Source organism: Marisediminicola senii, from assembly GCF_011057645.1.
Classification (GTDB): Bacteria; Actinomycetota; Actinomycetes; order Actinomycetales; family Microbacteriaceae; genus Marisediminicola; species Marisediminicola senii.
In genome coordinates this window covers 1-13917 of the sequence record NZ_JAALGE010000059.1, presented here as the reverse complement: position 1 = coordinate 13917, position 13917 = coordinate 1, and the positions used below count along the sequence as shown (strand labels likewise).

The following is a 13917-nucleotide window of genomic DNA, read 5'->3' as shown; positions in this document are numbered from 1 at the left end:
TCGCCAGATCCCGCCTCACCCTCGTCCCCGACACCGGAACCGAGGTGACCACCGAACCCGCCCTCGGACTCAGCGCCTAACCCCCAAACCGAAGGACACCGCTACACCACCACCGGGGACTTGACCGTGCGGGTCTTTACCTGAACGAGACGCCCCTGCGCATCGGTCAGGTCATATACCTTCGTTCCCGGAGGCGGCAGCGTGCCGCCGTAGACGGCAAGTGCCAACCCCTCGCCGACCTCGCCCTGGATAGCACCGGACGTGCGTGCAACGCCGCGCCTGCCAAACTCTCGCTGGATGCGGGCATGCAGGTCGAAAAGCTCCGAGAGCGCCAGTGCTTCGAGGTCAAAATCAGTCACGATCTCACGCTACAGGTCGCGATCGTCCTGGCTCAGGACTGGAATGGGTGAGAGACATTGGGCGGAACCGTTACCTCTCGCCGTCAAGGCGCCTCCTTGTTGATCGAACCGCTCTAAGCAGAAGTCGACGTGCTGACCTCCGGCGTGGAGCGCCCACCCCCACTGAGCCAACCCTGCCTCGATCTGGCCGTGTCGCCTTCGGGGCCGCCGTACGAACGCTCTTCGGCTGCTTGAGGGCGCCCGCAGACCCTTCCCTATCGGACCAGGCGTAACTTCGGTCGCGTGTCCTTGATTCCAGCGACTCGGCGCACATGTTTCGGCGTCACATGCAGTTCGCGAGCGATCTGCGAGATCGGGATACCTGCCTCTTCCAGAGCCTCTAGGGCGTTCTTGAGTAGTTCAGGTTGTTCGCCGGGGAAATTCTCGACTGGCTGCGGTCGGATCGTTCCGTCCTTTGTGAGCGAGTTGAGCGTGACGTACGCACGGCGCGCAGTAGCCTCCGAAATGAGTTCGAGCTCCTTTGAGCGGAAGACGAGCGATTTTATCGACGCTCCCCATCGAAGGCTGATCCCCTCGAGCTTGCCAAGGCTAAATCGGGTTGGTAGCTCGGTGCGGATAATGTCCCGTGGCGTCAGGAACTCTGCTGCGAAAGCATCCGCTTCCCGTTCAAGCTCGGCATTCGAACCCGGGTGCCAGCGATGCAACACAATGTGCCCAAGTTCGTGCGCCGCCGAGAACCTGTGCCGCATCACATCGTTTGCCTTGTCAGGCGTAAGCACGATGATAGGCCGAGGAAGTGAACTCGTCGAGAAAGCGTCGATGCGGCTCTTCTCGTCTGAGTTCTCATCCTCCTTCATCGAGAAGAACACGGTGAGAATGCCGTGCTGCTCGAGTTCATAGACGAGAAACTTTATCGGTTCGACGCCAAGTCCCCAGTGCTTCCGGACTTGCCGAGCCGCGGTGATGGGATCGGGGCGCGCAGCCATTTCGTGTTCATCTGTCATCGCCCACTGGGGGAGGTTCACCTCGGGGAACTCCACGCTCTGTTCAAGATGGCTACTGAGCTCCCATACCTGCTCGGCGTAAGAGACGGCTTGCTGCTGCTGAGCCACGGATGTCGCTCGTAGTCTGCGGAATGAAGCTTGAGCGACGTCCAGCCGCGCGCGCGGTCGCCCGAGCGCGAAGAAATCCGGGGGCACGTTGAGCGCTTTGGCCAGGGAGATCAGGGTGTCAACGCGCGGAGTCGCCTCTCCGCGTTCATATTGACCGATCGCCGCTGCGGATACTCCGACCGCTCGATGCAGATCGGTCTTCGTTAGTCGGCTCAGTCGGCGGGCTTGAATCAGCCGTGATGGGTCGAAAACTCTCGCGATCTCCTGCAAAGACGTCCGGTCGAAGCCGAAGTTCACGGCGTCAATCATCGAGTATCAGGGTCCTTCGGGGTGGTGCGGAGTTTGGTTGAGGTACGCGGACGAGTGCCGTCTGCAAATATTCTTGAGCCGACTTCGGTCGATGCTGGTCGTGTTGTGGAGCTTTCGGATTCCACTACGTACGTCAAACTCTCCGGCGATGCAAATTCAAGATAGTGAGTGCCGGACAGTTTGGCTGGTGCCCAGTAAATCGAGCCGACTCCCGCGGGCGTGCAGCTGTAGTATGCGACGATGAGAGCCTTGCGCTCATCAATCCGATCCTGGTGCGCGAGTGCCTCGCTGATGCTCGCAGGATCGTCGGGGGTGGGTGAGTGGAGATCGTCGAACAGCGCCGGCTCATCGAACTTGGTCGTGTTCGAGCCCCGGAACATTTCCTGACGTTGTTCGGGCATATACGAGATGCGCACTCGCTGATGGTTTCGAGGCATTCTTGGGCCGATGCGCAGCGGATAGAGATGGACATTCTCGATAGCGATCAGTTTTCTGCGACTCCCGTCGACCTCGACCTCGCGGAAGCCGGGCACTTCACTCAGTAATTCCACGAGCTCCTTGTACACACCTCGGGACACGCCGGCCCCGTACACGTACTTGTCGCCATCCTTATCGCCATACGCCGTGTGGGCGTTCGCGCTGCGAGTCTGGCTCCGATGAATGCCAAGCGGAATAGCGTGCCGAACGTTGGAGAGGCTTTCGTCTGTGAACTCGCCGTGCCAGGGTCTCGCCGGGTGTTGCGTCATGTCGCCTCCGCGTTTCGGGTAGGACCATAAGGTATCACTAAACTTCAGTTAGTTACGTAAATCGATCATAAAAGCGGTGATCAGGTGGCCGTGAAGTGCGTGAAGTGCCAGCCGAAGAGAAGAGGGTCAGGTAAGCATGACCAGCGCCACTCCAGCGGATGGAGCGACTCCCTATCTTTCGAGCAGCTCTTCGTGAGGCCGCCTCTCTTGGCCGAGGCTGATCAATCCCATGGAGCGCGGACCCGGGCGTGATGCCGTCGTAACTTGGCTCTCGCGCAGATGTGTCTTGCACGAAGCGAGTTTTTCGCAGAACTCCCAGTGGACGCCTCGCAACATTGGAGCCATTCATTCGACAGATGGGAGCCCGACTGCATTGGCCGAGTTGAAGCGCGTTCGACGCGGCTGACGGCGGGTGAGTGGCGAACTTGACCCGCTCGCCAGAAACTCTCCACAAAGCAACGGGAGCTACCCGGCAATAGACGGAGCCAGACCGGGGTAAACTTGACGGCGCAGAGCGACATCCACCCGTAACGGCGGGGTCCTCGGCCAAGTGGCGACTCGGTACGCATCCCTAGCTCAATTGGCAGAGCAACTGACTCTTAATCAGTGGGTTCTGGGTTCAAGTCCCAGGGGGTGCACCACGAAACATCTATCGCTCCTTCGATCGCCTGTGCGCCAGTCGTCGGTCGGGAACCCGCGGAGGCCAATGCGGTGACTCTCGCTCCCGGGTACCGGCTGCATACGGTCGCTCCGTCGGTCGAGGACTACTGCGCGCTGCGCCTTGAATCCGGACTCAGCCCGAAGACGGCCGAGCAGGGCGAGGCAGCGATCGCCGGCAGCTGGGCGATCCGCAGTGTGACGGCGCCCGACGGCAACACTGTCGCCATGGGCCGCATCGTCGGCGACGGCGGCTGGTACTTTCTCATCGCCGACATGGCCACCCTGCCCGCACACCAGGGACAGGGCATCGGCAGCGCGATCCTCGATGCGCTGCTCGACGAGATTCGCGACCGGGTTCCCGCCGGGGCGTACGTCACCCTGACCGCCGATCCGCCGGGGCGTCGGCTCTACGAATCCCGCGGGTTCGAGGATGTCGCGCCGGGGCGCACCGGGATGCACCTGGTGCTGCGCTGAACCACGGTGCCGCATCCCGTGGCCATCGCCGCCCTGCGGGTGCACACTGATCGGGTGATCGCGCTTCACCACCGCCGGACAGTCCACGTGATGAGCGCGGCTGCGCTCTTCGCCGCGATGCTGGTCGGTTGCGGTGTGTCGGACGGCCCACCCCGGAGCCAATCTCAGGGCGCGAGCGCTGGCGCGGGCGCGAGCTCCCCACCGGGCCCCTCGGCCGGCACCCTCCCCGACGGCATCACCGTCGACCTCGTGCAGAACCGCAGCGACGTCGCGCCGCGCCGGATACAGGTCGCGGTGTCGAACGAATCCGGCGAGACGGTGACGGTGACGTCGGCCACGCTCGAGGCGGCCCAGTTCGTCGACCCGATGCCGTGGGAGGGCGACACCGCGACGGTGCGCCCCGGCACCAGGGCGAACCTCCCGGTGTCGTTGTCGCAACCCGACTGTGCCGAGGCCGGCACCCCGACACCCGCGACCGTCGAGCTCGCGATGACCCTCGCCGACGGTAGTCCGGTGCGTGCCGTCGTAGCGGCCGGTGACCGCTTCGACCGGTTGCCGGCGCTGCGGATGGAGGACTGCACCGGGGTGCGGGCCGCGCGGATCGCGGCGATCGCGGCATCCACCCCGCCTGTCATCGCCCAGGATGGCGACCGCCTCGTCGCGCGGCTCACCATCGCGATCGACCCGACCGGCGCCGACGGTGCATTCACCATCGAATCGGCCCGCGGAACCACCCTGCTCGCCCAGCTCGATCCCATGACGGGCGAGCTCGTGAATGCGCGCGAGCTAGGGCGGGTGGTGGATGCCGCCTCAGCTCCCAGCACGATCGAGCTCGACCTGGTGCCGAACCGGTGCGATCCGCACGCCATTGCAGAAGACAAGCGCGGCACGATCATTCCGCTCAGGGTCGGCTTCGCTGGCGACCCGGCGGGCGAATCCGCGGGCGAACCCGTGGGCGAGATCGCGGTGGCGACCTCGCCCGATGTGGCCGCCGCGCTCTACGACTTCGTGCGGGCCGCCTGCGCCGAGTGAGCCGGCGGCCGGTCGTCGCCCCCGGTCCGCGGGGTCAGGCCTGGCTACCCGACCCGGTGCCCGTGCCGGTGCCGGACTTCGACCCGGTGCCCGTGCTGCTGCCGGTACCGGTGCCGGGCCCTCCGAACATCTCGGTCTCCATCGCGTCGTAGCCCTCCTCCTGCGGGTCGCCGTGCAGCCCGCCGCTGAGGGCGTATTCCTCTTCGGGGGAGAGCACGAGGCGGGTGCGTCCGTAGACCGCGAAGCCGACGAGGATCAGCGCGTAGACGATCGCGATGGCGATGATCGCCGGCTGGAACGTCTCGTTGAGGAGGAAGCCAATGAAGATGAGGCCGGAGATGATGATCGCGATGACCGCGCCCGGCACGCCCCACGGGCTCACGTACGGGCGCTTCGCGTTGGGGAACCGGCGGCGCAGGATGATGAACGAGACCATCTGCAGCAGGTAGGCGACGACCGCTCCCCACACGGCGATGTTCAGCACGATCGCCCCGGCCACGGCACCCGCGCCCTCCTCGTCGACCCGCGACAGGATGTCGAGGATGACGAGCGCGATGAACCCGATGACCGCGCCGACCGTGAGGGCCACCCACGGGGTCTGGCGCTTGCCGGTGAGCGAGAAGAACTTCGGGTAGTAGCCGGCCCGGGAGAGGGAGTACATGTTGCGCCCGTAGGCGAACATGATGCCCTGCAGCGACGCCAGCAGCCCGATCAGGGCGAACAGCGCGAGGATCGCGGCCGCGCCGTCTCCGACCATCGCGCGGAAACCGTCGAGCAGCGGCTCGAGCGACACCGCGGTGGCCTGCGCGCCGATGACGCCGGTGTTGAGGAAGAGCACGAGGAGCCCGGTGACGATGAGGGTGCCGCGTGCCCAGAACCCGGCCTTGGGGATGTCGCGGATCGGGTTGTGCGACTCCTCTGCGGCGAGCGGGAGAGCCTCGATGCCGAGGAAGAACCACATGGCGAAGGGCAGGGCGAACAGGATCGGCAGCACGCCGTGCGGGAGGAACGCCGACTGGCCCTCGTCGGGCGGGATGTCGAACAGGCTGTCCCAGCTGAACATGCCGGAGAAGAGCGCCATCGCCGAGAACACCAGCAGGATGGCGATCGAGATGACCGATACGACGATCGCGAACCGGAACGAGATCACGGCGCCCGCCGAGTTGAGGGCGATGAACACCACGTAGAGGATGATCCACCACACCCACATGGTGTCGGCGAGACTGAAGCCGAGCAGCTCGCTCGTGATCCCGTCGGCGTACTGTGCGGAGAAGAACACGATCACCGCGGTGGTCGCGACGTACTCGATGGTCTCGGCGAGCCCGGTGACGAGGCCGCCCCACGGACCCATGGCCGACCTCGCGAACGAGTAGGCGCCCCCGGTGTGCGGCATCGCGGCCGCCATCTCGCCGATGCTGAAGATCATTCCGTAGTACATGACGACGAGCAGGGCGAAGGCGATGAGCATGCCGCCGAAGCCCGCGAAGTCGATGCCGAAGTTCCAGCCAGAGAAGTCACCAGAGATGACCGCGGCGACCGCGAGCCCCCAGAGTCCCCAGATTCCCGCCGACCGCTTGAGGGTGCGCTTCTCGAAGTAGCCCTCCTCGGCCTTGCGATAGGTGACGCCCGACACGCTCCGGTTGCCGTTCTCCGCCATGCGTTCCTCCACACGAAGTAATCGCTGGCGGGGGCCAGCGTGAACCCGAGCATGGACCTATTGGTACCGAGTGTCTACCTTTGGGTGTTAACAGTTGATTACACCCGGGCGGATGCCGCGGCATCCATGATCGCTCCAATGGTCGGTTACTGACAGACTGACGATGCGCGACCACCGCGTCGGGGGGCGCACACGAGAACGGAGACACTGCCATGTCGAACCGAACGGGAATGCTGTCGACCGACGAGCTGAACGCGCTCATCGACCGCGGCGAGATCGACACGGTGATCGTCGCGTTCACCGACATGCAGGGCAGGCTCATCGGCAAGCGGGTCGCCGCGCGGTTCTTCAAGGACGAGATCAGCGCGCACGGTGCCGAGTGCTGCAACTACCTGCTGGCGGTCGACGTGGAAATGAACACCGTCGACGGCTACCGCATCTCGTCGTGGGAGAAGGGCTACGGCGACATGGCGATGATCCCCGACCTCGACACCCTGCGGCTCGTACCGTGGATTCCGGGCACGGCCATGGTCATCGCCGACCTGACCTGGCTCGACGAGGCACCGGTCAGGCCATCGCCGCGCGAGATACTCAAGGCGCAGCTCGCCAGGCTCGCGGAGCGCGGACTCGACGCCTTCGTCGGCACCGAGCTCGAGTTCATCGTGTTCGACGACTCGTACCGCGACGCCTGGAAGAAGAAGTACACCGGGCTCACCGCGTCGAGCGACTACAACATCGACTACGCCATCCTCGCCTCCACCCGCATGGAGCCGCTGCTGCGCGACATCAGGGTCGGGATGGAAGGCGCGGGGCTCTACTGCGAAGGGGTCAAGGGGGAGTGCAACCTCGGCCAGCAGGAGATCGCCTTCAAGTACGACCAGGCGCTCGTGACGTGCGACAACCACTCGATCTACAAGAACGGGGCCAAGGAGATCGCCGACAAGCACGGCAAGTCGCTCACCTTCATGGCCAAGTTCAACGAGCGCGAGGGCAACAGCTGCCACATCCACATCAGCCTGCGCGGAACCGACGGCAGCGCGGTGCTCTCCGACCCCGACGCCGAGCACGGCATGTCGGCGATGTTCCGGCACTTCATGGCGGGGCAGCTCAAGACCATGCGCGAACTGACCCTGTTCTTCGCCCCGAACATCAACTCCTACAAGCGCTACGTCGAGGGGTCGTTCGCGCCGACCGCGGTCGCCTGGGGGCTCGACAACCGCACCTGCTCGCTGCGCGTGGTCGGCCACGGCCTCGGCATGCGCGTCGAGAACCGGGTGCCGGGGGGCGACGTGAACCAGTACCTCGCCGTCGCAGCGCTCATCGCCGGCGGCCTGTACGGCATCGAGCACGAGCTGGAGCTCGAACCGATGCTCGAGGGCAGCGCATACGGCAGCGCGGCGCCGACCGTTCCGACCACCCTGCGGGAGGCCGCCGCCCTCTTCGGCGAGTCGGCCATCGCCCGCGAGGCGTTCGGCGACGACGTCGTCGAGCACTACCTCAACAACGCCCGTATCGAGGTGGCCGCCTACGACGCCGCGGTCACGGACTGGGAGCGCGTGCGTGGCTTCGAGCGATTCTGACCCCGTGCTGACAGAAGACCACAGGACGACAGTGGATGCTGCGCCCGAGGGCACCGCGAACGACCAGACGTCGCCCCCGCCGCTGATCGGCATCACCACCTACCTCGAACAGGCACAGACCGGGGTCTGGGACGTGCGGGCCGCGTTCCTGCCGGAGGTCTACCTCGACTCGGTGACCGCCGCCGGCGGCATCGCGATACTGCTCCCTCCCCAGCCGGTGAGCGACGCGATCGTCGACCGGGTGCTCGACGGCATCGACGGCCTCGTGCTCAGCGGGGGAGCGGACGTCGACCCCGCGCTGTACGGACAGGATCCGCACGCCGAGACCGGGGCACCGCGCGAGGACCGGGACGCGTGGGAGAAGGCGCTGATCACCCGCGCGATCGAGCGGGGGCTGCCCTTCCTCGCCATCTGCCGCGGCGCCCAGGTGCTCAACGTCGCCCTCGGCGGAACGCTCCACCAGCACCTGCCCGACGTCGTCGGCTCCGAGCGGTACCGGCCCGCCCCGGCGGAATTCGGCGCGGTCGACGTGGCCGTCGGCACCGACAGTCGCCTGTCGAGCGTGCTCGGCTCGGTCGCCGGTGGCCTCAGCGTGCAGTGCTACCACCACCAGGCGCTCGACAGGGTCGCCGACCCGCTGACCGTCTCGGCCGTCTCGGATGACGGCGTGATCGAGGCCGTCGAGCTCGGAACCCATCCCTTCGGGATCGGCGTGCAGTGGCATCCAGAGCAGGATGCCGCCGACCGCCGCCTGTTCGACGCCCTCGTGGAGGCAGCCAGATGACCAGCACCAGCGCAGCCAGCACCAGCGCAGCGCCCAGCGGCGTGACGGCCAGCGACGGCCCGGCCTCGGGCGACACCCACATGACCCTCGTGAACCCCGCGACCGGGCGGTTCATCACCGACGTCGAGCACAGCACCATCGAGCGGGTCGACGAGGCCGTCGCCCGCGCCACCGTCGCGCAGCAGGCCTGGGCAGCGCTGCCTCCCGCCGCCAGGGCCGCGGCGCTGCGCCGGTTCGCCGCGGTGGTCGGCGACCACGTCGAGGAGCTCGCGCGCCTCGAGGTGGCGAACTCCGGGCACCCGATCACCCAGGCGCGCTGGGAGGCCGGGCACGTGCGCGATGTGCTCGAGTACTACTCGGCGGCCCCGGAACGGATGCTGGGCGCCCAGATTCCCGTCGCGGGCGGGATCGACGTGACCTTCCTCGAACCCATCGGCGTCGTCGGCATCATCGTGCCGTGGAACTTTCCGATGACCATCGCGAGCTGGGGATTCGCGCCCGCGCTCGCCGCCGGCAACGCCGTGGTGCTGAAGCCGGCGGAGTGGACTCCGCTCACCGCCATCAGGCTCGGGGAGCTGGCACTCGAGGCGGGCCTTCCCGAGGCGCTGTTCCAGGTTCTGCCCGGCCGCGGCCCGGTCGTGGGGGAGCGCTTCGTGACGCATCCGGGGGTCCGCAAGATCGTCTTCACGGGCTCTACCGCGACCGGCAAGAAAGTGATGGCCGGGTGCGCAGACCAGGTGAAGGCGGTGACCCTCGAGCTCGGCGGCAAGAGCGCGAACGTGGTGTTCGCCGACGCCGACCTCGAGCGGGCCGCGGCGTCTGCGCCCTCTGCCGTGTTCGACAACGCGGGCCAGGACTGCTGCGCGCGCAGTCGCATCCTGGTCGAGGAGAGCGTGCTCGAGAAGTTCCTTGAGCTGCTCGAGCCCGCCGTGCAGGCTTTCCGGGTCGGCTCGCCCGACGACGAGACCACCGAGATGGGTCCGCTCGTCTCCGCCGCGCACCGCGAGAAGGTGCGGTCGTACGTGCCGGACGGCGCACCGGTGGCCTTTCGCGGCACGGCACCCGACGGGCCGGGGTTCTGGTTCGCGCCGACCGTGCTGCTGCCGAACCGCACAGACCCGGTCGCGACCGAGGAGGTGTTCGGCCCGGTGGTGAGCGTGCTGCCGTTCCGTGACGAGGCCGACGCCATCGCGCTGGCGAATGCCGGCGACTACGGCCTGGCCGGCTCGATCTGGACGCAGAACCTCGGTCGCGGCATCCGGATGTCTCGTGCCATCGAGAGCGGAAACCTGTCTGTCAACTCGAACTCGGCGGTGCGCTATTCGACCCCGTTCGGCGGGTTCAAGCAGAGCGGCCTCGGCCGGGAGCTCGGACCCGCCGCCGCCGAGGCGTTCACCGAGACCAAGAACGTCTTCATCAGCACCGACTGACCGGCGCCCGCACCCTCACTGACGTACCCGTACCAGCACCACCACCAGCACCACGACCCAGGAGCACCATGGCAATCACCCCGATCGACCTCACGCAGCGCCTCGCCGGAAAGGTCGCCGTGATCACGGGCGGCGCGGGCGGCATCGGGCGCGCGACGGCCCGCCGGCTCACCGCGGAGGGCGCGAGGGTCGTCATTGGCGACCTCGACCCGGCCACTGGCACCGTCGCCGCCGAGGAGGTCGGCGGGCTGTTCGTGCAGGTCGACGTGACCGACGAGGCCCAGGTCGACGCGCTGTTCGCCGCGGCCAACGAGGCGTACGGGTCGGTAGACATCGCCTTCAACAACGCGGGCATCTCGCCGCCGGAGGACGACTCCATCGAGACCACCGAGTTGCCGGCCTGGCAGCGCGTGCAGGACGTCAACCTCAAGTCGGTGTACCTGTGCTCCCGGGCGGCGCTCCGATACATGGTCGCGCAGGGCAGCGGGTCGATCATCAACACCGCGTCGTTCGTGGCCGTGCTGGGGTCGGCGACCAGCCAGATCTCGTACACCGCGTCGAAGGGTGGTGTGCTCGCGATGAGCCGCGAGCTGGGCGTGCAGTTCGCGAGGCAGGGAATCCGGGTCAACTCGCTGTGCCCTGGGCCCGTCGACACCCCGCTGCTGCAGGAGCTGTTCGCGAGCGACGCCGAGCGGGCGGCGAGGCGCATGGTGCACATCCCGGTGGGACGATTCGCGCGCGCCGAGGAATTGGCGGCGGCCGTCGCCTTCCTCGCCAGCGACGACGCGTCGTTCATCACCGCGACGACGTTCATGGTCGACGGCGGCATCAGCGCGGCCTACGTGACCCCGCTGTGATCGGGGCGCTGTGATCGGCGGGGACTGTGCTGGAGCTGGCGCTGTGATCGGGCTGCTCTGATGGGGCTGGCGCCGTGATGGATGCCGCGCCGCGCGACCAGGGCGACCCGGGTGACGCGGCAGGCGACGACGGACCCCGCCTCAGCCTCGCCGACGACGCGCTGTTCCGGCCGGTGCGCGCGGGCAACTCCTTCGAGGAGACCGTCGCCCGGCTGCTGCAGACCATCCGCCTGGGGCTGGTCGCGCCGGGCGATGCGCTGCCGGCGGAACGCGACCTCGCGGCGCGGTTCGCGGTCAGTCGCGACACGGTGCGCGACGCCATCCGTTCGCTCGCCGACGCGGGGTTCGTCGTGTCGCGCCGCGGGCGGTACGGCGGCACCTTCGTCAGCGCCACCCTGCCGCCCGCCGGGGTCGCCAACGCCGTCGAAGACGCGGTCGCCGATGCCGAGGTGACCGCGGCCGGGATCGACGACGCGCTCGGGTTGCGCGAGATCCTCGAGACGGGGGCGGCACGCGCTGCGGCAGGGCGGACGCTGAGCGCGCAGGAGCGCGAGTCGCTGTGGCGCAGGCTGGGCGAGACGGCCGCCGCGTCGACCGAGGACTACCGGCGGCTGGACTCTCGGCTGCACCTGACCATCGCCGAGCTCGCCGGCCTCGGGTCGCTCGTTCCATTGGTCGCCGACAATCGCACGACCGTGAACGCGCTGCTCGACCGAATTCCGCTGCTCGACCCGAATATCGGGCACTCCAACCAGCAGCACGAAGCGGTGGTGATCGCGATCCTCACCGGTGATGCCGACCGTGCCGCCGCGGCGATGCGCGAGCACCTCGACGGGTCGGCGGCCCTGATCCGCGGCTTTCTGGGCTAGGAGCCGAGCGGTCTGGCTAGGAGCCGAGCGGTCTGGTGCTAGACCAGGTCGTCGCGGCTGTCCTCGTCGAGCACCGTGCCGATGGCGATGGCCAGCGAGATCGCCCAGCTCACCCACATCAGGGCGAGGCGCCAGTCACGCGGTCCGCGGCGAGTGGCCTGCACCGTGCTCCATCCGCCGAACACGGCGGCGATGACACTGCTGCTGAAGATGAACTTGCGCACTGGTCCTCCAATATTCCGAGGCACGATCCCGGGGGTCCAACGCTACCCCGATCCGCTCAGGCTGGGCGAACGCTGGCAGTCCTGACCGATCGGACAGGAGCTGACCGATCGGTCAGCTAGCATCGTGGGATGTCCAACGCCAGCGACCTCCGCCGCATCGCGCTCGCGGAGTTCGCCGCAGCCGGATACGCCGGAACCTCGATCCACCGCATCGCCGATGTCGCGGGGGTGTCGAAGTCCGCCGTGCTCTACCACTTCACCTCGAAGGAGCTGCTGCTGGAGGCGGCCATCGCGCCCGCCATCGACCGGCTCGAGAGCATGCTCATCGAGCTCGAGGCCGATTCCCTCACCGCCCGGGCCCGCGAGCGCTTCCTCCTCGGCTTCACCGACTTCCTCCTCGACCACCGGCTCGAGATCCACATGTTCATCAACCAGGGCCCGTCGCTCGTCGACGTGCCGGTGATCGACCGCGCCAACGCCCTCATCCAGCGGCTGGCGGAGTATTTCGCGTCGAACACCGCGTCGACCGTCGAGAAGATGCGCTTCGGCGTGGCCCTCGGCGGCGCCGCCTACATGCTCTGCTCCCAGCAGTCGCTCGAAATCAACGACACGCCCATCGACGAGACCAGGGCCGCTCTCGTCACCATCATGACCGAACTGCTCGCGCCGGTCGGCGCGGGTGCGAACCGCTGACCCAGGGAACCACCATGGCCACTCTCCTCTACCGAATCGGGCGCTTCGCCTACCGTCGCGCCTGGACCGTCATCGGCGTATGGCTCCTGCTGTTCGTCGCCGTGCTCGGCGGCGGCTTCGCCCTCGGCGGCCAGACCGAGGAATCGTTCAACATCCCCGGCACCGAGTCGCAGGATGCCCTCGACCGGCTCGAGGCGGTCTTCCCGCAGGTGGCGGGCGCGAGCGCGCAGGCCGTTCTGGTGGCACCCGACGGCACCCTGATCACCGACGACGAGTACACCGGGCCGATCGACGACATGGTGGCGGCGATCTCCGACGTGAGTGGCGTCGACTCGGCCATGGGACCGTTCGACGAGTACGCGGGCGTGGCGGTCACCGACGACGAGTCGATGGCGCGCATCCAGGTGCAGTTCGACGGCGCGGCGACCGACGTGACCCCCGAAGACCTCGAGCAGCTCACCGACACCGCCGAGATCGGCGAGGATGCCGGCCTGCGGGTCGAATTCGGCGGCCAGGTCTTTCAGGACAACACCTTCGGCATCACCATCTCCGAGGTCTTCGGCGTGATCTTCGCCGGGATCGTGCTGCTCATCACCTTCGGGTCGATTCGCGCGGCATCCATGCCCCTGCTCAGCGCCCTGCTCGGCGTCGGCATCGTCATCGGCGGCATCACCGCCATCTCGGCGTTCACGACCGTCTCGAGCACCGCGCCGCTGCTGGCGCTGATGATCGGGCTCGCGGTCGGCATCGACTACTCGCTGTTCATCCTGTCGCGGCATCGAAATCAGCTCGCCGAGGGCATGGACCCCGAGGAGTCGGCCGGAATCTCGGTCGGCACCGCGGGAAGCGCCGTCGTCTTCGCCGGGGTCACCGTCATCATCGCGCTGCTCGGCCTGCTCGTGGTGGGCATCCCGTTCCTCAGCGTGATGGGCGTCGGGGCGGCGTTCGCCGTGCTTGTCGCGATCGGCGTCGCGACCACCCTCGCGCCGGCCATGCTCGGACTGGCGGGTGCGAAGCTCGCCCCGAAGCCGGGGTCGCGGGGCCACCCCCGGGCGGTGGGGCCGGCCCCCCAGCCCCATGGGGGGGGGGGGGGGGCCGCACCCCCCCCCCCCCGTCTCTTTTTCACATCTC

The 13917-nt window shown here is 67.5% G+C and carries 14 protein-coding genes and 1 tRNA gene; 10 read left to right on the top strand and 5 right to left on the bottom strand.

The genetic code is table 11. From position 1 onward, the window contains the following. Window positions 1-101 precede the first annotated feature (101 nt). The 3 genes from G5S38_RS14045 to G5S38_RS14035 form a co-directional block, all read right to left on the bottom strand. Entirely contained in the window at window positions 102-359 is a 258-nt protein-coding gene (locus G5S38_RS14045; protein ID WP_165069897.1) for a DUF6998 domain-containing protein, read from the bottom strand. 254 nt (window positions 360-613) lie between these two features. After that, window positions 614-1780 (bottom strand): helix-turn-helix domain-containing protein, encoded by a 1167-nt coding sequence (locus G5S38_RS14040; RefSeq protein WP_201276699.1) that lies wholly within the window; start codon window positions 1778-1780, stop codon window positions 614-616. After that, complete coding sequence (locus G5S38_RS14035; RefSeq protein ID WP_165069894.1) at window positions 1777-2331, bottom strand: hypothetical protein; 555 nt, start codon at window positions 2329-2331, stop codon at window positions 1777-1779. Before G5S38_RS14035 ends, G5S38_RS14040 begins: the two co-directional genes overlap by 4 nt. A gap of 760 nt (window positions 2332-3091) precedes the next feature. Between G5S38_RS14035 and G5S38_RS14030 the strand changes: the two genes are divergently transcribed. The 3 genes from G5S38_RS14030 (at window position 3092) to G5S38_RS14020 (ending at window position 4692) form a co-directional block, all read left to right on the top strand. Further along, a tRNA-Lys gene (locus G5S38_RS14030) sits at window positions 3092-3167 on the top strand. 70 nt (window positions 3168-3237) lie between these two features. Then, window positions 3238-3660 carry a GNAT family N-acetyltransferase gene (locus G5S38_RS14025; RefSeq protein WP_165069891.1) on the top strand — a complete coding sequence of 141 codons (423 nt, stop codon included), beginning with the start codon at window positions 3238-3240 and terminating at the stop codon, window positions 3658-3660. A gap of 90 nt (window positions 3661-3750) precedes the next feature. Beyond that, the gene (locus G5S38_RS14020) at window positions 3751-4692 is read left to right on the top strand and encodes a hypothetical protein (protein ID WP_165069889.1); all 942 of its coding nucleotides are present in this window, start codon (window positions 3751-3753) and stop codon (window positions 4690-4692) included. A gap of 34 nt (window positions 4693-4726) precedes the next feature. On the opposite strand, the gene G5S38_RS14015 is transcribed toward G5S38_RS14020, so the two are convergent. Next, window positions 4727-6349 carry an amino acid permease gene (locus tag G5S38_RS14015; RefSeq protein ID WP_165069886.1) on the bottom strand — a complete coding sequence of 541 codons (1623 nt, stop codon included), beginning with the start codon at window positions 6347-6349 and terminating at the stop codon, window positions 4727-4729. A 212-nt stretch (window positions 6350-6561) separates the two neighbouring features. Between G5S38_RS14015 and G5S38_RS14010 the strand changes: the two genes are divergently transcribed. The 5 genes from G5S38_RS14010 to G5S38_RS13990 all read left to right on the top strand — a co-directional run bounded on the left by G5S38_RS14010 (window position 6562) and on the right by G5S38_RS13990 (window position 11869). Next, a complete protein-coding gene (locus G5S38_RS14010; protein WP_165069883.1) occupies window positions 6562-7929 on the top strand; it encodes a glutamine synthetase family protein in 1368 nt (455 codons plus the stop codon). Between the two features lie 31 nt (window positions 7930-7960). Continuing rightward, entirely contained in the window at window positions 7961-8713 is a 753-nt protein-coding gene (locus G5S38_RS14005; protein WP_201276701.1) for a gamma-glutamyl-gamma-aminobutyrate hydrolase family protein, read from the top strand. Window positions 8714-8793: 80 nt separating this feature from the next. Further along, on the top strand, window positions 8794-10143 hold the full coding sequence (locus tag G5S38_RS14000; RefSeq protein ID WP_165069903.1) for an aldehyde dehydrogenase family protein: 1350 nt from the start codon (window positions 8794-8796) through the stop codon (window positions 10141-10143). A gap of 68 nt (window positions 10144-10211) precedes the next feature. Beyond that, complete coding sequence (locus G5S38_RS13995; RefSeq protein WP_165069880.1) at window positions 10212-11000, top strand: 3-oxoacyl-ACP reductase; 789 nt, start codon at window positions 10212-10214, stop codon at window positions 10998-11000. Between the two features lie 74 nt (window positions 11001-11074). After that, the gene (locus G5S38_RS13990) at window positions 11075-11869 is read left to right on the top strand and encodes a FadR/GntR family transcriptional regulator (protein WP_235929089.1); all 795 of its coding nucleotides are present in this window, start codon (window positions 11075-11077) and stop codon (window positions 11867-11869) included. A 38-nt stretch (window positions 11870-11907) separates the two neighbouring features. Here G5S38_RS13990 and G5S38_RS13985 read toward each other — a convergent pair whose 3' ends face one another. After that, window positions 11908-12093: a hypothetical protein gene (locus G5S38_RS13985; protein WP_165069878.1), complete on the bottom strand. Its 186-nt coding sequence runs from the start codon at window positions 12091-12093 to the stop codon at window positions 11908-11910. A 129-nt stretch (window positions 12094-12222) separates the two neighbouring features. Between G5S38_RS13985 and G5S38_RS13980 the strand changes: the two genes are divergently transcribed. Together G5S38_RS13980 and G5S38_RS13975 are read left to right on the top strand one after the other, a co-directional pair. Beyond that, window positions 12223-12786 carry a TetR/AcrR family transcriptional regulator gene (locus G5S38_RS13980; protein ID WP_165069876.1) on the top strand — a complete coding sequence of 188 codons (564 nt, stop codon included), beginning with the start codon at window positions 12223-12225 and terminating at the stop codon, window positions 12784-12786. A gap of 14 nt (window positions 12787-12800) precedes the next feature. Next, window positions 12801-13917 (top strand): MMPL family transporter (locus tag G5S38_RS13975; protein ID WP_165069874.1); only part of this gene is annotated, 1117 nt, incomplete at its 3' end.